Origin of the sequence: Acinetobacter sp. ACNIH2 (genome assembly GCF_002934965.1) — a bacterium.
In the GTDB taxonomy this organism is placed as follows: Bacteria; Pseudomonadota; Gammaproteobacteria; order Pseudomonadales; family Moraxellaceae; genus Acinetobacter; species Acinetobacter tandoii.
This window is the reverse complement of sequence record NZ_CP026412.1, coordinates 1,698,555-1,719,455: the sequence shown is the minus strand read 5'-3', so window position 1 is coordinate 1,719,455 and position 20,901 is coordinate 1,698,555. Positions and strand designations below refer to the sequence as shown.

The 20,901-nt window shown below is 42.2% G+C and carries 20 protein-coding genes and 2 tRNA genes; 10 read left to right on the top strand and 12 right to left on the bottom strand.

From position 1 onward, the window contains the following. Positions 1-220: 220 nt before the first annotated feature. A complete protein-coding gene (locus C3F34_RS08020; RefSeq protein ID WP_104441377.1) occupies positions 221-2,587 on the bottom strand; it encodes a Tex family protein in 2,367 nt (788 codons plus the stop codon). Between the two features lie 337 nt (positions 2,588-2,924). Here C3F34_RS08020 and ompR point away from each other — a divergent pair, with 337 nt between their 5' ends. The 3 genes from ompR to C3F34_RS08005 all read left to right on the top strand — a co-directional run bounded on the left by ompR (position 2,925) and on the right by C3F34_RS08005 (position 7,370). After that, positions 2,925-3,689, top strand: a complete 765-nt coding sequence (gene ompR, locus C3F34_RS08015; protein ID WP_016168735.1) for a two-component system response regulator OmpR — start codon at positions 2,925-2,927, stop codon at positions 3,687-3,689. 270 nt (positions 3,690-3,959) lie between these two features. Further along, positions 3,960-5,420 carry an ATP-binding protein gene (locus C3F34_RS08010; RefSeq protein WP_044737341.1) on the top strand — a complete coding sequence of 487 codons (1,461 nt, stop codon included), beginning with the start codon at positions 3,960-3,962 and terminating at the stop codon, positions 5,418-5,420. Between the two features lie 432 nt (positions 5,421-5,852). Continuing rightward, positions 5,853-7,370 carry an acetyl-CoA hydrolase/transferase family protein gene (locus C3F34_RS08005; protein ID WP_104441376.1) on the top strand — a complete coding sequence of 506 codons (1,518 nt, stop codon included), beginning with the start codon at positions 5,853-5,855 and terminating at the stop codon, positions 7,368-7,370. Positions 7,371-7,443: 73 nt separating this feature from the next. On the opposite strand, the gene C3F34_RS08000 is transcribed toward C3F34_RS08005, so the two are convergent. The 5 genes from C3F34_RS08000 to C3F34_RS07980 all read right to left on the bottom strand — a co-directional run bounded on the left by C3F34_RS08000 (position 7,444) and on the right by C3F34_RS07980 (position 9,802). After that, positions 7,444-7,959: a hypothetical protein gene (locus C3F34_RS08000; protein ID WP_104441375.1), complete on the bottom strand. Its 516-nt coding sequence runs from the start codon at positions 7,957-7,959 to the stop codon at positions 7,444-7,446. 85 nt (positions 7,960-8,044) lie between these two features. Beyond that, positions 8,045-8,797: a class I SAM-dependent methyltransferase gene (locus C3F34_RS07995; RefSeq protein WP_104441374.1), complete on the bottom strand. Its 753-nt coding sequence runs from the start codon at positions 8,795-8,797 to the stop codon at positions 8,045-8,047. Between the two features lie 111 nt (positions 8,798-8,908). Beyond that, positions 8,909-8,984, bottom strand: a tRNA-Phe gene (locus C3F34_RS07990). Positions 8,985-9,122: 138 nt separating this feature from the next. Beyond that, positions 9,123-9,198: transfer RNA gene (locus C3F34_RS07985), tRNA-Phe, on the bottom strand. 220 nt (positions 9,199-9,418) lie between these two features. After that, positions 9,419-9,802 carry a GNAT family N-acetyltransferase gene (locus C3F34_RS07980; RefSeq protein WP_016168740.1) on the bottom strand — a complete coding sequence of 128 codons (384 nt, stop codon included), beginning with the start codon at positions 9,800-9,802 and terminating at the stop codon, positions 9,419-9,421. A 96-nt stretch (positions 9,803-9,898) separates the two neighbouring features. Here C3F34_RS07980 and hisB point away from each other — a divergent pair, with 96 nt between their 5' ends. The 4 genes from hisB (at position 9,899) to hisA (ending at position 12,662) form a co-directional block, all read left to right on the top strand. Then, entirely contained in the window at positions 9,899-10,492 is a 594-nt protein-coding gene (gene hisB, locus C3F34_RS07975) for an imidazoleglycerol-phosphate dehydratase HisB (RefSeq protein ID WP_016168741.1), read from the top strand. Beyond that, complete coding sequence (gene hisH, locus C3F34_RS07970; RefSeq protein ID WP_016168742.1) at positions 10,492-11,109, top strand: imidazole glycerol phosphate synthase subunit HisH; 618 nt, start codon at positions 10,492-10,494, stop codon at positions 11,107-11,109. Before hisB ends, hisH begins: the two co-directional genes overlap by 1 nt. A 103-nt stretch (positions 11,110-11,212) precedes the next feature. Continuing rightward, entirely contained in the window at positions 11,213-11,845 is a 633-nt protein-coding gene (locus C3F34_RS07965; protein ID WP_016168743.1) for a 3'-5' exonuclease, read from the top strand. A gap of 85 nt (positions 11,846-11,930) precedes the next feature. Beyond that, positions 11,931-12,662, top strand: coding sequence for a 1-(5-phosphoribosyl)-5-[(5-phosphoribosylamino)methylideneamino]imidazole-4-carboxamide isomerase (gene hisA, locus C3F34_RS07960; protein ID WP_016168744.1), 732 nt, complete (start codon positions 11,931-11,933; stop codon positions 12,660-12,662). 72 nt (positions 12,663-12,734) lie between these two features. Here hisA and C3F34_RS07955 read toward each other — a convergent pair whose 3' ends face one another. Next, entirely contained in the window at positions 12,735-13,283 is a 549-nt protein-coding gene (locus C3F34_RS07955; RefSeq protein ID WP_104441373.1) for a helix-turn-helix domain-containing protein, read from the bottom strand. Between the two features lie 97 nt (positions 13,284-13,380). On the opposite strand from C3F34_RS07955, the gene C3F34_RS07950 reads away from it, so the two are divergent. Further along, positions 13,381-14,280, top strand: coding sequence for a DMT family transporter (locus tag C3F34_RS07950; RefSeq protein ID WP_104441372.1), 900 nt, complete (start codon positions 13,381-13,383; stop codon positions 14,278-14,280). Positions 14,281-14,340: 60 nt separating this feature from the next. Here the strand turns inward: C3F34_RS07950 and C3F34_RS07945 are convergent, their stop codons facing one another. Both C3F34_RS07945 and C3F34_RS07940 read right to left on the bottom strand, forming a co-directional pair. Continuing rightward, entirely contained in the window at positions 14,341-15,753 is a 1,413-nt protein-coding gene (locus tag C3F34_RS07945; RefSeq protein ID WP_044739115.1) for an NAD(P)/FAD-dependent oxidoreductase, read from the bottom strand. Between the two features lie 39 nt (positions 15,754-15,792). Further along, positions 15,793-17,124, bottom strand: coding sequence for an APC family permease (locus C3F34_RS07940; protein WP_104441371.1), 1,332 nt, complete (start codon positions 17,122-17,124; stop codon positions 15,793-15,795). Between the two features lie 97 nt (positions 17,125-17,221). Here C3F34_RS07940 and C3F34_RS07935 point away from each other — a divergent pair, with 97 nt between their 5' ends. Continuing rightward, positions 17,222-17,581, top strand: coding sequence for a helix-turn-helix domain-containing protein (locus tag C3F34_RS07935; protein ID WP_044739117.1), 360 nt, complete (start codon positions 17,222-17,224; stop codon positions 17,579-17,581). 402 nt (positions 17,582-17,983) lie between these two features. On the opposite strand, the gene C3F34_RS07930 is transcribed toward C3F34_RS07935, so the two are convergent. From C3F34_RS07930 to C3F34_RS07920, 3 genes are read right to left on the bottom strand one after another with little or no spacing between them, the layout of a single operon-like run. Next, positions 17,984-18,370, bottom strand: a complete 387-nt coding sequence (locus tag C3F34_RS07930; RefSeq protein ID WP_044739118.1) for a DUF4870 family protein — start codon at positions 18,368-18,370, stop codon at positions 17,984-17,986. Between the two features lie 31 nt (positions 18,371-18,401). Then, positions 18,402-19,016, bottom strand: coding sequence for a DUF1294 domain-containing protein (locus C3F34_RS07925; protein WP_044739119.1), 615 nt, complete (start codon positions 19,014-19,016; stop codon positions 18,402-18,404). A 14-nt stretch (positions 19,017-19,030) separates the two neighbouring features. Continuing rightward, on the bottom strand, positions 19,031-19,981 hold the full coding sequence (locus C3F34_RS07920; RefSeq protein WP_044739120.1) for a homoserine kinase: 951 nt from the start codon (positions 19,979-19,981) through the stop codon (positions 19,031-19,033). A 113-nt stretch (positions 19,982-20,094) separates the two neighbouring features. Between C3F34_RS07920 and hisF the strand changes: the two genes are divergently transcribed. Next, positions 20,095-20,853: an imidazole glycerol phosphate synthase subunit HisF gene (gene hisF / locus C3F34_RS07915; protein ID WP_016168753.1), complete on the top strand. Its 759-nt coding sequence runs from the start codon at positions 20,095-20,097 to the stop codon at positions 20,851-20,853. Positions 20,854-20,901 lie beyond the last annotated feature (48 nt).

The window sequence follows — 20,901 nt, the reverse complement described above, 5'->3', positions numbered from 1 at the left end:
ACGCTCTCAATCTTGTCGGACAATCTGCTGGGTGAAAAGTGAAGTTCTGCTGTGCTGTTGTGAAGGTTTAACAGCTTTTAATATTATTTTTGTTGATCTTCAGATTCGGCTCATCTTGAAATTAAAAATGCCACTACATATCAGTTCAAAATATATCTCGATATATTTTAAGCATAAAAAAACCTCCCGATTGGGAGGTTTTTCTTAGTTGAACTCAGGCTTATTTCGAGCCTTTAATCCCTGCTTGTAATAACAATGCACCCAAACCACCAATCTTGTTCTCTTGTGGTTTATTGGCTTGCGGTTTTTGACCACCTTGACGCTGTGGACGGTCACCTTGTGGACGCGCTTGCTGTGGGCGTTTACCCTGTGGCTTACGTTCAGCGCGCTGTTCTTGATTTTGCTCACGACGTGGTTGACGCGGTGCTTTAGCTGGAGCTTCAGAACCTTCTGGACGCATTGACAAGTTCACACGGTTACGCTCTGCATCAACTTGTAGTACACGCACCTGAACAATTTGACCAGGTTTCACAACTTTGTGTGGATCAGAAACAAACTCATTCGCCAATTCAGAAATGTGTACCAAACCATCCTGATGTACACCCACATCAACGAAAGCACCGAAGTTCGTCACATTGGTCACGACACCTTCAAGCTGCATGCCTTCAGTGAGTTGCGCAACTTCTGTAATGTCTTCACGGAATTTAGCAGTACGGAATTCTGGACGCGGATCACGACCTGGTTTTTCCAATTCGCTTAAAACGTCTTGAATCGTTGGTAAACCAAATTGTTCATCAGCAAAATCTTCTGCCTTAATTTGACGAATAATTTCGCTGTTGCCAATTAAGTCTTTTACGGTAGTCGCTTTGGCAGTCACCATTTTTTCGACTAAACCATAACTCTCAGGATGCACCGCAGAAGCATCTAGTGGTTCGCTACCATTTTGAATACGTAAGAAACCTGCCGCTTGTTCAAAAGTACGATCGCCTAAACGAGGCACTTTTTTCAGGTCTTGACGGTTGTCGAAACGACCATTTTCTTTACGGAATTCCACGATTTGTTGTGCAATCGCTTTATTCAAACCTGCGATATAACCCAAAATTGCAGCAGAAGCAGTGTTTACATCTACACCCACTGCGTTCACACAGTCTTCAACCACAGCATCTAGGGTTTTAGCTAAACCAGTTTGGTTCACATCATGTTGATATTGACCAACACCAATTGATTTTGGATCAATTTTGACTAATTCAGCCAATGGGTCTTGTAAGCGACGCGCAATTGAAACCGCACCACGAATCGACACATCCAACTCTGGCAATTCAGCCGAAGCCAATTCAGATGCTGAATAAACCGATGCACCAGCTTCACTCACGGTCACACGGGTAACCTTAAGTTCAGGGTGTTGTGCCATCATTTCAGCAACGACAGCTTCTGTTTCACGGCTGGCTGTACCATTACCAATCGCGATCAAGTCAACATTGAACTCTTGGCACAAACGCGCTAATTCAGCAATTGAACCTGCTTTATCTTCTTTCGGTGCAAATGGATAAATGGTGCTATGTGCAACCACATCACCTGATTCATTGACTACAGCCAATTTCACGCCTGTACGAATACCAGGGTCGACACCTAGCGTACAACGGCTGCCTGCTGGTGCTGAAAGCAATAAGTGGCGTAGGTTTTCTGCAAACACTTGCATCGCTTCAGCTTCGGCATTCAAACGCTTTTCTGTCAATAATGAATGTTCGATGCTTGGACGTACTTTACCTAACCAGAACAGTTTTGCAGTTTGCTTTAAAAAGTCTTGACGTGCTTGTGGCTGAACTTGATCTAAGTTGTATTCAACTTCAATACGTGCCAATGGTGCGTTATCGTCACCATCAACCTTTAAGCCCAAGACATTTTCTTGACGGCCACGTAACATCGCCAATAAACGATGTGAAGGAACTTTATTCAAGTTTTCAGAGAAGTCGAAGTAATCACGGAATTTTTTACCGACTTCTTTTTTCTCTTCACTTGCGACTAAGCTTTTTAATACGGCTGTTTTGGCAAAAGTACTTTTTAACTCGGTGGTTAACGCAATATTTTGTGCCCAGTCATCTATCAAAATGTGCTGGATTGCATCAAGCTGGCTTTCCACATCTGGGTATTCTTCATGACTAAATCCCGCCAATGCTTCACTTGGCTCAACTGCTTCTTGAAAGATTTTTTCTGCAATTGGACCCAAGCCCGCTTCTTTCGCTTTAAATGATTTACTGGTGCGCTTTGGACGATAAGGCGCGTAAATTTCTTCTAAAGCATTTTTGGTTTCAGCAGCATTCACGCGTGCCAATAAATCATCTGACAATTTATTTTGTTCTTTCAATGATTCAATGACTTTGTCGCGACGCTCGTATAAGTCTCTTAAATAAGCTAAACGTGTATCGAGCTGACGTAACTGAGTGTCGTCTAGACCTTGCGTCACTTCTTTACGGTAACGTGCGATAAATGGAACGCTTGCGCCCTCATCGATTAGTTTAATCGCAGCTTCGACTTGATTTGAACGTACGGCAAGCTCTGTTGCCAACTGCTGAACTAAGTCAGTCATCGTGTTTGATCCCACAAGGATAAGTTCTAAAAGCCATGATTATAAAGACCAAGACCATAAAATCCACAATTGTTTTATTAAATTTCATTCTGGTCGAATTTGCCAATTTTCGATTTTTTCATCAATCGCACACTTTTTTTTCATAATTAAGCAAAGAACTACAGTAAATCAGTCATTAATCCGTTATTTTAGATGTATATATTTGGTATCTATGCCTTGATTTTATCTGCAATATTTGTTGCTTTAGAACATAGCAAATCGATATAAATGAATCGTATACTCCTTGTGATCTCTTGACCCCGTATACGATGACAATAAAGAATAAGGAGCACACATCATGAGTTTAGTTGTACCTGCGGAACATGGCGATGTTGTACATGCAGACACTGACCGCGTTGAACGCATTCTCGTCGTAGATGATGATGTGCGTTTACGTACGCTATTACAGCGATTCTTGGAAGATAAAGGTTTCGTGGTGAAAACAGCGCACGATGCCACCCAAATGGATCGCTTACTTCAACGTGAACTGTTTTCACTTATCGTGCTCGATTTTATGCTTCCTGTGGAAGATGGTTTAAGTATTTGTCGTCGTTTGCGTCATTCAAATATTGATACGCCTATTATTATGCTGACCGCACGTGGTAGCGATTCAGACCGTATTGCGGGTCTTGAAGCGGGTGCCGATGATTACTTACCAAAGCCATTTAATCCAAATGAATTACTCGCGCGTATTCGTGCAGTGTTGCGTCGTCAAGTTCGCGAAGTGCCTGGTGCACCAAGTCAGCAAATGGAAGTAGTCAGCTTCGGGCCTTGGTCATTAGACCTTTCAACCCGGACTTTAACGCGTGAAGGTCAAGTGGTTACACTGACTACGGGTGAGTTTGCAGTACTGAAAGCCCTCGTACAACATCCGCGCGAACCACTCACTCGTGACAAATTAATGAATTTAGCGCGTGGACGTGAATGGGGGGCTATGGAGCGTTCAATTGACGTACAAGTTTCTCGCTTACGTCGCCTGATTGAAGAAAACCCTGCCCGTGCCCGTTATATTCAAACGGTTTGGGGTGTAGGTTATGTTTTTGTTCCAGATGGTGCTGAGTAATTAAAACTCAAAGAAATATCTTAAATCATGTTTAAGAATTTCGTGACATAACCATTCGCAACTGTTCGAGGCAGGAGATTTTAAATAAAAATGTTTCTGCGAGAATTCAGATCAATGTTTGTATCTGTCGAGTTTTGCAAATGGAAATGGTTTTGCCTACTTTTGCCAAAACAAAAGTAGGTCGAACTGAAGGTTAAAACTGGAATTTCAATTAATCACAGTAAGACCCTGCACAAACTTAACCCTGTTCTTAAATTATGGGGAATTACCGTGAAACTAGATCCGATCGACCCGCAAGAATTTACCGATTTTGTCGCCTATTCTGAAAAGAAACGCACTTCTTCGGAACGTTTTTTCGATAAAATTAAGCCTCGTTCTGCTGCCATGCGCACCACGGTACTGGTGTTGTTTGTGGTGTTCTTTAGCTTATTTATGTCGTTATGGTTCTTCTGGAAAACCCTGTATTTACCTGAAATTCAACAGCACGCGAGATTTCTTGCCGTTGAATTAGAAATGATCAACAACCCTCGCTTAAAGATTTATCACGATGATGTTCAACTCGACATTGACCAATGGCTCAAACAACGCGTTGGGGTTGAATATGTCACCGATCCTAATGAATATCCAAACGTCAAAGATAAACTGATTGCCGACTTCTTTACCAACCGCATTGAGCATCAGCTTGCCAAAGAATTAAATATCAAAGACGTCACTGTATATTTTCAGTTTAAACCAAGTCCCAGAATTTGGGTGCAAACCCCCGAAATGAATGGACACTGGGTACGTGAACCCTTAAAAACCTACGCTAACTACAGTCCAGAACTCATTTTCGGCTGGCTGTTTGGGGTTCCACTCATATCTGCTGTAATTATTTTAACGCTGGTGCGTCAGTTGAACCGCCCATTGCGTCGTTTGCAAAATGCGGCAAACAGCTACAGTAAAACAGGTACTGCACCGTACTTAGAAACCAATCATGGTCCGCAAGAAATTCGTGAGGTAAATCAGGCATTTAACCATATGATTTATACACTAGATCAGACAGAGCGAGATCGTCGTATTATGCTGGCAGGTATTTCACATGACTTACGCACGCCCCTCACACGTATTCGCCTCAGCGCAGAAATGATGCCAGATGATGACTTCCTGAAAGAAGGTCTGATTTATGATGTAGAAGATATGGATGCCATTTTAAATCAATTCATTTCCTTTATGCGCGATGGCTCAGATGAAGTCCTACAAGCTACGGATATCAATAATTTATTGCAGGAATTGGTCATTCAATTTAAACCTCTTGATGTTCGCTTTAGCCCTCAAGAGCTGCCATTAATTCAAGCACGTAGTCTGTCCCTGAAACGCTTAATTGGTAATTTAATTAATAACTCCAAACGTTATGGCGCAGAGCCAGTTGAGTTATCCGCACGGGTGGAAGGCGAACATATTTTAATTAGTGTGGCCGATCATGGTGAAGGGATTCCAGAAGATCAAATTGAAGACCTGATGCAACCATTTGTGCGAGGCAATGCTGCTCGAACAGTGCAAGGCAGTGGCTTAGGACTGGCAATTGTGAAGCGCATTGTGGACATTCATCAGGGTAAACTCCTCATTCATAATCGTGAGCAAGGTGGGCTTGAAGCCATTATTTTACTGCCTTTGCCCAAAGACGAACCTGAAGAACTAAGCACCGCTAATCCCATAGAAAAATTAAAACAAAGTATTAGCGAACACTTCTAATTTCTTTGCTTATCCTGGAATGGTGAAAGCCGTATTTCTAAATTATGGACTTTCACCTTTCTGTAATTAATGTTTTTACCCATCCTCTCCTGATCATTCCTTCAACAGCGATTGAGTGAAATTTCCAGCTTATTTAAAATGATTTACTCTACTTTTTAATCAAAATTTTTCTGTATCGTGATGTTGTGATCTTCAAAACATGCCATTTGTAACAAATTTTGCACTAATTTTGATCAATAACCGTACAGTCAGTATTAAAAACAACCGAACAGTTAAGAAATATCCCTCATAAAATCAATTGATTAAAAATTATCAAAATTTTTTATACCCGCATTTTTCTAAAAAATTAGACCTTAGCCTAACAGGTATGCAAAATGCGTTTTCTGATGGGTACAATCCCTATCAGTTTCAAAATTCCAACGAGAGTAAACCATGTCATTAGATCGCATTCGTTTAGCTTCACTACACGACAAAGTCATCAGCGCAGAACAAGCTGCGGAATTCATTCAGGACGGTATGACTGTCGGTATGAGTGGCTTTACCCGTGCTGGCGAAGCAAAAGCTGTTCCATTGGCTTTAGTAAAACGTGCTCACACGAACCCATTAAAAATCACGTTAATTACGGGTGCGAGTCTAGGGAATGACCTTGACAAACAATTGACTGAAGCGGGTGTTCTAGCTCGTCGCCTTCCATTCCAAGTCGACAACACTTTACGTAAAGCCATCAACAATGGCGAAGTGATGTTCATTGACCAACACTTGTCTGAAACTGTTGAACAAATGCGTAACCTTCAGTTGAAAAAGCCTGATGTTGCGGTGATTGAAGCCGTAGCGATTACTGAAGATGGCGGCATCATTCCAACAACATCTGTAGGTAACTCTGCAAGCTTTGCAATTTTTGCTGAGAAAGTAATTGTTGAAATCAACACCAACTTAAGCCCAGCATTTGAAGGCTTACACGACATCTATATTCCAACATATCGCCCAACACGCCAACCAATTCCATTAACTCAAGTGGACGAGCGTATTGGTACAACTGCGATCAACATCGATCCATCTAAAATTGTCGGTATCGTATTCAACAGCGAATTACATGATTCTCCATCAACTGTGACTGCTCCAGATGATGAAACTCAAGCAATCGCAAACCACTTAATCGCATTCTTTGAAAAAGAAGTGGCTGAAGAACGTTTACCGAAAAACTTAGGTCCGCTTCAAGCAGGTATCGGTTCAATCGCAAACGCAGTATTGACTGGTTTGAAAGATTCAAACTTCGAAGACCTGATCATGTATTCGGAAGTTCTTCAAGACTGTACTTTCGAATTGATTGATGCAGGTAAAATGATTTTTGCGTCAGGTTCTTCGATTACACTTTCTGCAAAATACGGCGAGAAAGTGTTCAACAACCTTGAAGCCTATAAAGACAAGCTGGTACTTCGTCCACAAGAAATTTCGAACCATCCTGAACTTGTACGTCGTTTAGGTATTATCGGTATCAACACTGCACTTGAGTTTGATATTTACGGTAACGTGAACTCAACACATGTTTGTGGTACAAAAATGATGAATGGTATCGGTGGTTCAGGTGACTTCGCACGTAATGCACACTTGGCAATCTTCGTGACCAAATCAATTGCAAAAGGTGGCGACATTTCTTCTGTTGTTCCATTTGCATCACACGTTGACCATGCAGAGCACGACGTAGACATCCTTGTAACTGAACAAGGTCTGGCAGATCTTCGTGGTTTAGCACCACGTGAGCGTGCTCGTGCGATTATCGACAACTGTGCACACCCACTTTACCGCGATGCATTAAACGACTACTTTGATCGTTCATGTGCAAAAGGTGGCCATACTCCTCACTTACTTCGTGAAGCGCTTTCTTGGCACTCTAACTTCGAAGAGACAGGCCATATGCTTGCTCCTCAAGTACAAGCAAAATCTGCTTAATTCGAATGACCATAAAAAACGCCCCGATGGGGCGTTTTTTCTTGGCTAAGTTTAGAATTTAAACCATAACAACCTAATGTGGCGTCAATAAAAACATCTTCATTAACCCATCGACGTTCATCTGCTGCTCAATTGTCCCAATTGAAACCACGCCCAAATTCAACTGAATTTGGGGTGCTTGTTGTAAATACTGAACAGGACTATTCGGATTCACTACGGGATCAATCATTCGATATAGCCCCAGTCTCGGGTCATCCGACTGTAAGCCATCCGCAATTGAATAGACTTGTAACAAAATCGGTAAAGGCAAATCAAAAGTTGGAATACGTTCAGGGGGTAAAATTTCTTGTGAAACACGTGCCGTGTCGATCAATGTCCACTGCTGCGGAGTAGTCTCAAGTTTTATCAAATAATGGTCAAAGATTTGTTGTCTCACGTCATCGGGCTTGGTTTGAATATCCCCAGTTTGAAGACGTAAATCTTGCTCTGTCAGTGCGGAGAGATCAGATGGGGCATTGGCGGCATAGCCATGACTCATCAACAATACACCCAAAGCCAGTGCATTGAATATTTTGGGAGAGAAATACATGGCAAAATGTCCATTTAGATTTCTACCCTTTTTATTTTAAAACTCGGCAAATGATTAAACAGTTGTTTCAACGTAAAACAGCCTTTTAGGCAACTTCACTCGCAAATTGACGCCCTACCCGTAACAAGACAGGAAAACTCAGCTTCACTGTAGGATTTCTCTTTGCTACCAAACACTGACGTATATTCAGCAATGGATCTTGCTGGTGTCGTTGCTGATAGTGCTGTACGCCTGACCATGTCGCTAAATACTGTAACAGTTGCATACTGCTCCATGTATAGCGTAAGGCTAAAGCAGGAACAGCCAACTCCTGAAAAGGGAAAGGAATGGTTTGATAATGCTCATCAATATAACGCCGCTCTGGATCCCAATAACCTTGTAACGTTTTGAAATAGAGCTGCTGTAAGGCATGCTGCAATTCAGCATCCTGCAATTGAATCAGACCATAGCCAATCACGGCAAGTACACCCTCTGGTTTCAATACACGCTTTACCTCAGCATAGAAGGTCGTAAAATCGAACCAGTGAATGGCTTGCGCCACACAAACCAAATCCACTGACGCAGACGCACAAGGGCTGTGTTCCGCTGTGGCTTGTAAATAACGTACATTCGCAAATACAGGGGCCTGTTGGAGTTGCTGCTCGCTCAAGTCTGTCGCGAGCACTTGCGCAAAATGAGGTGCAACTAACTGGGTAAATTGGCCCGAACCGGCCCCACAATCCCAAGCCAATGCTCGTTCGGGCACATAAGTCAAAATGGCATCAAGAATTTCTGTCGAATATTGAGGACGTGCTTGTTGATACAATTCACTGTTTGCAGAAAATAAATCCTTGGCCATTTCCCCTCGCTCCCCGCCATTTTTATTTTAAATTTAGTCATGATTGTACAGAGCACAACTTTTTTTGTGCATAAAAAAACCCTTAAACATTGTTTAAGGGTTTTTTGAATATGGTGGCGAGACCCAGGATCGAACTGGGGACACACGGATTTTCAATCCGTTGCTCTACCTACTGAGCTATCACGCCGATGCCGTGTATTAAGCCTCATCTCAGCTGATTAGTCAATCCTAATCCATAACTTTTTGATCAATCGGATATTTTTCAGCCAAAAAAAATCCCTGATGGGATCAGGGATTGAAAACACATATACGGTTTTAAAATATATGGTGGCGAGACCCAGGATCGAACTGGGGACACACGGATTTTCAATCCGTTGCTCTACCTACTGAGCTATCACGCCGATGGGGCGTATTAAAGCGGTTTAAGCCACAAGCGTCAAGCACATTTTTACAAATTTTGTATCAAATGATGGGTTTTTCAACAAATTTTGAGTTATCGCCATAAACTCCCCCCATTCTCATACACCATTCAGGCTTACATATAAAAGGGCAGCATCAATGCTGCCCTTTTATTCAATCTATACAGATGCAATCGGATTACTGCTTCATGATTAATTCTGTTTAGCTAGGTAATTTATTTAAATGGGCTAAACAGCGATGGATCGCACCACAACCAGGTTCAAATATTTTCACCCCTTTGGCCTCTTCCATACGGCAAACTTCTGCGACCAACCGTTCTGCAACGCCACGACCACGATTCGCAGGATGCACCACAATATACTCCAGCGTCTTACTTTCACCCTGCCCTGTACACCAAATCGCACCTATCACTTTAGTATTAAATTCTGCGGTGTAAACTAGGGTATACTGAGCTAAGTTTTGTTCAAGTTGTTCTATCGCATCTTGCCCATCACCAAATTCTGGGCTGGTGTCATACAGTCGCTCAAGCTGGCTGCGCATTTCTTCATTTTCTAGTGAAGTATAAGCATGTACGGTAATAGGCATTGATAAACCCTCCTGAGCAATCTAATATGCGGTGATTTCGTCACGGCGAAAAACATTTTACATCAATCATTTTTGACGTTTTTGAGGAACGTGTCTATGACAGAACGTATCAGTGAAGTGGTAAGAAATACCAACGAAACCAAAATTCGAGTACGCTTAAATCTCGATGGTACTGGTCAAGGCACTTTAAACACTGGAGTTCCTTTTTTAGACCATATGATTGATCAAATCAAGCGGCATGGACTATTTGATATTGATATCCATTGTGATGGCGACTTAGAAATTGATGATCACCACACGGTGGAAGACTGCGGTATTACGCTAGGTCAGGCCTTTGCCCAAGCATTAGGTGATAAAAAAGGCTTGCGTCGTTATGGACATTTTTATGCGCCACTTGATGAATCTTTAAGCCGTGCGGTGGTCGATCTTTCTGGTCGTCCGGGTTTATTTATGGATATTCCATTTACTCGCGCTATGATTGGTCGTTTTGATGTGGATTTATTTTCTGAATTCTTCCAAGGTTTCGTCAATCATGCCCTCATGACAGTGCACATTGACAACCTTAAGGGTAAAAATAGCCACCACCAAATTGAAAGTGTGTTCAAAGCATTTGCTCGTGCATTGCGTATGGCATGTGAGGTTGATCCTCGTGCTGCCAATACCATTGCGTCAACCAAAGGAAGTTTGTAATGACCCGTATTGCACTTCTTGATTATGGCATGGGCAATTTGCACTCAGCTGCAAAAGCACTGGAATATGTCGGTGCTACGGTGGATGTCACCAATGACCCGAAACTGATTGCTCAAGCAGACAAAATTGTGTTCCCAGGTGTCGGTGCGATGCGAGACTGTATGCAAGGCATGCATGAAGCAGGGATTGATGAAGTGGTACGTCAAGCCGCATTTAACAAACCTGTTTTGGCCATTTGCGTAGGTATGCAGGCACTGATGCAGCATTCTGAAGAAAATGGTGGTACGGATGCACTCGGCATTTTTGAAGGTGCCGTCAAACGCTTTCCAGACATGGATGGCTTAAAAGTACCTCACATGGGCTGGAATCAAGTGCATCAGGCCGATCCAAGCCACCCAATGTGGAATAATATTGAACAAGATGCACGTTTCTACTTCGTACATAGTTTCTATGTCGAACCGAAAGACAGCAATATTGTCGCGGCAACCTGTGATTATGGCATTCAGTTCTGCACTGCTATTCATCAAGAAAACCTGTTCGCGACACAGTTCCATCCAGAAAAAAGCCATACGGCTGGACTACAATTGCTGAAAAATTTTGTGGAATGGGATATTTAAAACTACCCTGTTCAGCATCCACACTTAAAGCCTAGTTGACCTAGGCTTTATTTTTACCAGATGATAGTGTCTAGCTCCTTGCCGAATTACATGGCTATCGCCTATGACCTTGCATTCACTTTCTCCCCTACCCAGTAAAGAACAAATTCAGCAATTACCTGTTTTTCAAAATTTGCTACCCGATCAGATTCAACTAATTTCCAAGCTCGAACAGTGTCATGCTCTGCAAGATGAACTATTTTCTGCCCCGTTGTTTGGCTTTGATTCCGAATCTAAACCCACTTTTCGTAAAGGTGAAGTTGCGACAGGGCCTCATGTCATTCAATTGGCAACAGCCGATCAGGCCTATGTTTTTCAAATTAGCCCTGCTATTTTGGACTTTTTAACTCCAATTTTTGAAAATCCTGAACAACTTAAAGTTGGCTTTGGTTTAAAAAATGATGCCCATCTGTTTCGTAAAAAAGGTATTCATTTCAATCAAGTGCTTGATCTTGCCAAAGCTTTTACTGCATTTGGCATCACGACTCCCGTAGGTGTTAAAAATGCGATGGCCTTGCTGTTTCAGGTCAATTTTCCAAAAAGTAAAAGTGTCAGCACCTCAAACTGGAGTAAATTTCCTTTAAGCGCGGCACAAATCCAATATGCGGCTGCCGATGCCTATGCCCCTGTGCTGATTTATCAAGAATTACAACGTTTAGGTATAACTTTGCCTGCTGCACAACATAGAACGAAATAAAAGCAACATCTTGCTTAGATATTTGCCAATACTTTGCTAAGATTGCGGCGAATAAATTCTAAAAGATCGGGTAAGGAGCGAAAGCATGCTGATCATCCCTGCAATTGACCTGAAAGATGGCAAATGTGTCCGTTTAAAACAAGGCCGTATGGAAGACGATACCGTATTTTCTGATGACCCTGTAGCAACTGCACAGCATTGGGTTAATGAAGGCGCACGTCGCTTGCATTTGGTCGATTTAAACGGTGCTTTTGCGGGTACCCCGATTCATAAACCTGTGGTTGAGGCGATTGCCAAAGCACAACCTGAGCTGCCAATTCAAATTGGTGGCGGTATTCGTTCACTGGAAACCATTGAGCATTACCTTGATGCAGGCGTGTCATTTGTGATTATTGGCACCAAAGCGGTGAAAGAGCCTGAGTTTGTCGAAGAAGCATGTAAGAAATTTGCTGGTCATATCATTGTCGGGATTGATGCCATGAACGGTATGGTCGCAACCGATGGTTGGGCTAATGTGACAGATGTGAAAGCCACTGATCTCGCAAAACGTTTTGCAGATGCTGGCGTATCGAGCATTGTGTATACCGATATTGCCCGTGATGGCATGATGCAAGGTGTAAACGTGGAACAAACCGTTCATTTGGCACAATACTCAGGCTTGCCTGTGATTGCCTCTGGTGGTGTGACGAATTTAGATGATGTCCGTCACTTAAAAGGTCAACCTGGTATTTTAGGTGCAATTACAGGTCGTGCTATTTACGAAGGTTCATTGAACTTACGTGAAGCACAACTGTTATTGGATCAGCAATCGCTTTAAGTCTAAGCAATAAAAAAGAGGTCAAATGACCTCTTTTTTCGCTGAAAATTAGATTCAGCCCATATGCTCGCTTTAGTAAATCGCATTACGAATAAATTTGAGCGGAACTTCGGCCTGATTAATGTAACGGTATTCAATCGTACTGGCATACACGATCGATTCGCCTGCATGGAGTACTTGCACTTCACCTGCCAAATCTAAGGTGAGCTCCCCTTCAATCACATACAACATCTCACGATAGCCTTCTGGGTCGGGTTCGGCACAATATTGTTCATTGGGTGCCAAAGTCCACGTCCAGAGCTCTACCTTTTTGCTGGCAGATACAGAAGCCAAAAGTATTGCTTCACTTTGGGCTTGTGTTCCTTGCCATGCCAACGCATTCACAACCGCTTGGCCGTGTTGTTCAGGCGCAGCAATCATCTGGGCAAAATCTACCTCAAGTACATCGGCAATTAAACTCAGTTTCGCCAGACTAATATTGTCTTGCCCAGTTTCCACCCCTGCCACCATGCGCCGACTTAAACCTGCCAAATCTGCCAATTGCTGTTGACTTAAGCCTTTTAGATTACGGTAATGGCGAACATTTTGACTCACATATTGTAAAACCGCAGGATGCTTCATAATGGCATTTCAAGAAAAATTTGAGCAATATATTGCACAAAAAATAAAAGCATGACAAGCTATGTGCAATATACTGCACACAACTCCAATGATCGCTATGCTCAATGCACGTTTTGGCTCCAATGCTCCTGTGATTGCCCTGATACTTATTACTTTTATTTGGGGCGGTACATTTTTGACCGTGAAATATGCCCTTAATTTTAGTTCACCAATGTTTTTTGTGGGTTGCCGTTTTGCCTGTGCAGCAACCATTATTGGTTTGTTATCTTTTAGGCAACTCAAACAGATTACCGCGCAAGACCTATTCGCAGGTTGTATGATCGGCTGTATGCTCACTATCGGTTATGGTACGCAAACTGTGGGTTTACAAACCATTAGTAGCAGTGAGTCGGCATTTTTAACCGCATTGTATGTGCCCTTAGTCCCTGTATTGTTGTGGTTAATTTTCCGTAAAGCCCCACATTTTATGATCTGGATTGGCGCGCTTTGTGCGTTTATAGGCTTGGTTTTACTGACGGGTAATAGTTTCCATGCAATTGCTTTGAATTTTGGTCAAGTGGTGACTTTACTTGGTGCAATTGGGATCGCGCTGGAAATTATTCTGATTGGTTATTTTGCCCCAAAAGTAAATTTAGGTCGGGTGACAGTTATTCAACTGGCGGTGGCTTCTGTACTGGCCTTTGCCTCAATGCCATTGGTCGGTGAACATACCATTCCAAGCTTTTCATGGCCTTTGCTCAGTATTGCGATGGGTTTGGGTCTCGCCAGTGCCTTGATTCAGTACGTCATGAATTGGGCACAACGTTCGGTAGCCCCTTCACAAGCGGCCATTATTTATGCAGGCGAACCCGTTTGGGCAGCACTTTTTGGACGCCTTGCAGGTGAACGCTTGGCACCATTGGCTTTGTTGGGTGGTGTGTTGGTGGTTTTTGGTATCCTCATCAGTGAATGGAAACCCAAACGCTTGAAATCCAAAACAGAAATTGAACAACTCTAATGACTTAAAAGAATGAAGTCGATTGCTACATTCAATCGACTTCATCATCACGCGATTTATTTAGAATGACACCATTTTTCCTGGATTCATCATGGCGCCGATGCCATACATGCTCTTGGCAATCGGAATGACAATCGGTGCCAATGCACGACCCATTGGAATATTCATGTGTTGAATTTTGGTCAGCATTTCAAAATCATCTGACAGCCCCAAGAAATCATCAGCAATGGCTTTCCCAATGCGTACGGTTTGCGCCACGCCATGTCCACTCCAACCATGTACTGCGTAAATCGGATATTGATTGCCAAATTTACGACTGTCAGTAGCCCCATTCACGGTTAAATCAGTGGTTCCGCTCCAAACAAAATCAAGCTCGACCTGCTTAAGCTGCGGAAATACATGTTGAATACGCCCTAACAAATAATCATGTGTTTGTGCTGCATCCCAACATGAGCCTGTACCTTCTCCCCCAAACAATAAGCGGTTTTTTGATACACCACGATAATAGTCAATCTGAAACTGTGTGTCATAGACAGGGAGATCAGTCGGGAGCAATGCTTTTAAATCAAGCTCTAATGGCGCTGTAGTACACACATAGGTATAAAACGGAATAGTGGTTTGTTTTTGTTCTTCTAGCAATTTAAACGATGCATGATGTACCGCCATCACCACACTTTTACGTGCTTTAATGACTCCATTGGCCGTAGTGACATAAATACCATCAGCACGTTCTTGTATAGATTGCACTTCAGTTTGCTCATAAATTTTGCCACCATTTTGACAAAAACCATATGCCAAACCACGGGTCAAGGCTAAGGGATGAATGTGTCCCCCGAGGTGATCCAACAAACCGCCAAAATAATGTTCAGAAGCGACATGTTCACGCAATTCATCCTGATTTAAGAGCGACGTATTTGTTTCTTGCAAATACTCACGTGCTTGCATTCCTGCGCACAAAGCATCTAAATGCCCAGGGTGTACCGCAGCCGTAATGTGACCGCGTTTGCGTTGCAATTCCAACTCATATTTTTCACTGATGCCATCAATTAAGGACATGGCTTCGGTGGACGTGAAATGCCATAACTTTTTAGCATCTTCAAAACTAAAGTGTTCCACCATGGTTTCAGCTTCCCAACGTGCCAAACCGGGAGTCAGTTGTCCCCCATTACGTCCAGATGCAGCACTGCCGATACGGTTTTTTTCGACCAGTACAGTGTCTACACCTTGCTCTGCCAAATGCAAAGCCGTCGATGTCCCCAATAATCCTCCACCAATTACCAGTACATCACAGACCAGATCGGCATTTAAAGTCTCAAATTCATGCCATGTTTTTAATGAACTTTCATAGTAATTTGCAGGATGACTAAACTCGCCCCGCTTCGGATTAAGCCAATTCCATTCTTTACCACTGTGTAAAGCATGACTAGCCTTATACTCCACGTCATTTTCAAATATTGGTTTATTTATCTTCATGTCATTCACACTCTCATTTACTTTATTTTCATGTCAGGCCTAATAGGCATTTTCAATCACAATGTTTTGTCTTTTCAGTCTTTTATAGATAAATAATGCAATACCGACAGCCAACCAAGAACATCCAAACATCAAGGCATTACGCTCTAAATTCAACCAAAGCCCAATCATGACCGTCACCGATAAAAGCGGCAGAATCAGGTTGAAAAATTTGTTCTTCAACCCTTGTGTTTGTTTGTCGCGCAAATAGAATTTTGCAAAGACCGAGAAATTCACTGCGGTAAAGGCAATTAAAGCGCCAAAACTAATCATGCTCACCACTGTCGCCAACTCTAGGAAAATAGCCGCCAGTGAAATCAATCCAATGGTCAATACGGCATACAACGGTGTACCTAATTTTGCATGTAACTGCCCAAATGTTGCTTTAGGGAAAATACCGTCCTTCGCCATGATATGAATTAAGCGTGAAGCACTGGCATGGGTCGCCAAACCTGAAGCAAATGTGTTCATAATTTGAGCACATAAAAAGACTGCTTGGAATAAAGTTCCACCGACATACAGTACGATTTCAGGCAAGGCTTCATCTGGCTTGTTAAAGCGAACATTGCTTGGGAAATACAATTGAATAAACCATGAAGCTGTGAAGAAGATGGCACCTCCCACCAATGTGGTGAGCAACACCGCACGTGGAATATTCTTTTTCGGATCTTTGGTTTCATGTGCCAGTGTAGTCACGGCGTCGAAACCCAAAAATGAAAAACACAGAATAGATGCACCTGCAATCAAAGGTAGAACCGTGGTATCTCCATTAAATAAAGGAGCCAAGGTCAATACATGGGCATAACCTTGTTCTGAACCCACGCCCTGAATAACCAAATAAATAAACACCACCATGAGCAATAGCGGCATAAATACAAAAAGCAGACTTAAATTTGCCAAGAAATTAATGCGGAAGCAGTTAATCAGCGTCACGATGCCAGTGAACAAAGCAACCCAAACCCAATACGGTACACTTGGAATCACAGCTTCTAAATAAATGCCTGCCAATAAAGCATTCACCAAAGGCAGCAAAATATAATCCAGCAATGAACACCAACCCACAAAGAAACCTGCTTTTGCTCCGCAGGACTGAGCAGTGTAATTATAAGCTGAACCCGAATCTTCACTAATTCGACTGAAACGTGCGTAACTAAACGCCGTTAAGAGCATCGCAAATAGCGCCAATATGTAGGCGAGTGGTACTCGACCTTCAGTCACCCCCGAGACGATACCAAAGGTATCGAATACCACCATAGGGGTCATGTACGCTACACCAATAATAATGACTTGCCACAAGGACAACGATCTTAAAGAAACCTCTGTTCTTTTCATTTAAACTCCATTTACATATTTTATTTAACTTAATTATTTTTTTGCAACAACTATGCCATATAATATAAAAAATCTTATTTTAAAATGAGACAAGTTAATGCCTAGATACTCTGTTGAACTACGTAAAGCTGCAATTCAAGCCTACAAGATAACCGACTACAAAGTAGCGGTATGCAAACAATTTAACATTTCCCGCGTCACCCTAGATGCTTGGATCAAGCTTGAAGAAGAGACAGGAGATCTTGTACCCAAGCCGAGTGAAAAGCGTGGTGCTCCAAATCATATCAAGGACTGGAATAGCTTCCAAGTATTTGTTAAAAAAACAAAATTTCAAAATATTAGTGATCTAGTTCCGCTTTTTGAACAAGAGTTTGGTTATGCAGTTTCGTATGCGGTTTTGGTCCGTGCGATTCATGTTTTGGGCTTACGCCGACGTCGTGGTCGGTTTTATTCTTAATCATTTTTAAATAAATTAAGTTTACTTATTTAATTAAATAATTGTACATATATGTAAAGTTAATTTATTAAAAACGTAAATTATAATTATTAAAAATATAAACTTTAAAATAAAAAAATGTAAACTTTAATTATTAAAAAAGTAAATTATTTAATATAAAAATGTAAATTATAATTATTAAAAAAGTAAATTATTTAATAACAATTTCAAAACTTTAAAACGATCATGTCACATTTTCATGCCAAAAAAGTCCAGCTTGGGGCACAATACTGCCAAGCAGTGGTGCACTGGGTCTCAGAATCGGGCAAAAAAAAGAGTGGCAAACGCCACTCTTTTTCATTTGAGATTTCATTTTACTTCAAGCCAAATCTAAAACTCTCGACTCATCATTTGCCAGAAGTTTTAAATAGGCTGATTATCATTTAAAGTGATAATGCCTCGAATGGCTCGATAGACAATCCAAATCCATGAGAGTGCAATCACGCTAATACAAAAGATGGTACTGCCCAAAGCAACACCCGCAAACAAATCTGGGCTATTCCCAGTAAAGAACAAGAAAAAAAATGGCACAAATGCAATCACATTCCAGAACAAATACCACCAGAAACTTCGGATTTGCCAGAGAAAGTGGCTTTCGAAGATAGAGCCACGAACATCATTGAGTTTGACATAATTAATAATCAAGGCGATGAGTGCCAATAAACCACCAGTAAAAATCGCAATGATATAAAGGACGTATAGAACCAGCGTTAAGCTACGATTAGGATCTTGATCAATGGGTTTATTCATTTTTTTCCCTTATTGTTAGAAAACTCTCCTTCTAAATTGGCAAGCTATTTAAAGGAGAGATCAGCCATAAAATAAGTAATAGATTTAAGGCTATGGTACAGAAATACACCTTCCTGAAAGGTTGTTTTTGTGTTTTATGTCGCAACTTTTGTTGGGCTAACCATGCCGCTGGCCATCCACCCAAGAAGGCCAAAACATGCAGTGTTTGTTCGGGCACACGACGCCCACCCAGTTGTGCAGCTTCTTTATCTTGTGCATAGAACCAATAACTTGCCGCATTCATCAAGCAAATCAATAACAACACTAAACCACTGAGCAGCCCAGCAATCACCAAAACGGTCAAAACCACAAAATAAGCCATACATGCCAGTTGCATAATGGAATGCTTTTGTGGCGGAGTCGGCTTAGCTTTGGGCTTCAGACCTGTTTGTGAAGCTTTTAAATAAGTGACCTGTTGTGCCCGAAAGCGCCCCTGACCATCCAATAAGACAATATATTCCAGAGCACAGCCAACAATTGGACGCGGACCAGGTCGTGCGAAGTCCTTAATATGTAAGAACACCCGCTCTTTATTGGTATCATTGGGTTGAATAAAGCCGTAGCCTTTATCATCAAACCATTCTACCAAGCGTCCCTGATCTCGCATGTGATCTTCCTTGTTTAACCATTTACAAATTTTAAGCGTTCAATCAGCATATTACGCATTTCTAAAGGATTTTTCTGCAAAATGTCATCACCTGTACGCCCTTCAGCCGCATTTTTCTGAGCTACTTGTAATCGCATCATCCAAAAACGTCCTGCTGCCATCGCCAAATAAAGCTCCAAACAGGCTTTCTCATCTTCTGTGAGAGGACGCACCGTTTGATAGGCAGTAAGGAAGGCCAAAGCTTTTTCTTCATCTAAATGCACATCTGGATATTCAGTACAGAAATCATTTAGGGTAATGGCGATGTCAAACAACAACTCATCTTTGTTCAATTCGTAAAAATCGAGAATGCCTTTGAGTTGCTCCCCTTCAAATAAAGTGTTGTCACGGAACAGGTCCGAATGAATAAAACCTTTTGGTCGGTCTGGATAAACTGCAGTCATGGCATCATACAAACCGAGCAATTCATTCAGTAATGCGGTATCCGCAGCATTCAGCGTCGGTTTAATTTCACGCGACACCTGACGCCAGTATTGATGGTTACGGTATTGGGCACGTTCAAGTGGAAAATCCTGCAAGGCCACATGCATTTTCGCTTGTGCTACCGCAATCGCTTCCACCTGTGCCACAGAGGCTGGCATCGGATGTTTACCCATTAAACGCGGTGCAATTTGGGCAGGCTTTTGTTTAATAAAGTGAATGGCTTGTCCTGCATGTTTTAACGGCACAGGCACAGCTAGACCTTGTTGTCCTAAATGTTCCAATACAGGCACAATTTCACCCGCACCATGTTCATCCATCTCTTCAAATACGGTTAATACATATTGGCTTTGGTCTTCACAGACCAGAAAATAGTTTGTATTTTGGATACCTCCTTGAATGGGAATCAGGTCAATCACCTCTAATCCATAAGGGGCTGCGAAGTCCTGAACTTCCTTTAAAGTCAAAGTGGTATAAACCGACATAGAAAACCTGCGAAAAATCTTACATAAGTTTGATAGAATACCGTTTCAATCTACCAAGGTGTAGCGCTTGTGTAGGTGAGTTTCATAATCGGCTGTAATTATTGGAAAAAATTATGCTAGCTAAACGTATTATTCCTTGTCTCGACGTCGACAACGGTCGTGTGGTGAAAGGTGTACAGTTCCTTGATATTCGTGATGCAGGTGACCCTGTTGAAGTTGCCCGTCGCTATAACGAACAAGGTGCCGATGAAATTACCTTCCTTGATATTACTGCTACACATCATGGACGCGACACCACTTACCGTACAGTAGAACGTATGGCAGAAAGCGTGTTTGTTCCGCTTACAGTCGGTGGTGGTGTCCGTAAAGTCGAAGATATTCGCTTATTATTAAATGCGGGCGCAGATAAAGTCAGCATTAACTCCGCAGCCATTTATAACCCTGAGTTTGTCCAAGAAGCATCTCAACGCTTTGGCGCACAATGTATTGTAGTTGCCATTGATGCGAAAAAAACTGCAGAAAACAAATGGGAAATTTTCACCCACGGCGGTCGTAAAGAAACTGGGATTGATGCGATTGAATGGGCGGTGAAAATGGCGGACTACGGTGCAGGTGAATTACTGATTACCTCGATGGATGCCGATGGGACCAAAGCAGGCTATGACCTTGGGCTGATGCGTGCCATTAATGACCGCGTGACCATTCCAACCATTGCTTCTGGTGGTGTAGGAACATTGCAACATTTGGCAGATGGAATTTTAAAAGGTGGTGCCGATGCCGTACTGGCAGCATCCATTTTCCACTTTGGACAGCATACTATTCCTGAAGCGAAGCAATATTTGGCAGCACAAGGCATTGAAATGCGCCTGTAAGCAGAGCAGGTATTTAATGATCTAAAAGAGCGCCTAGAGTGCTCTTTT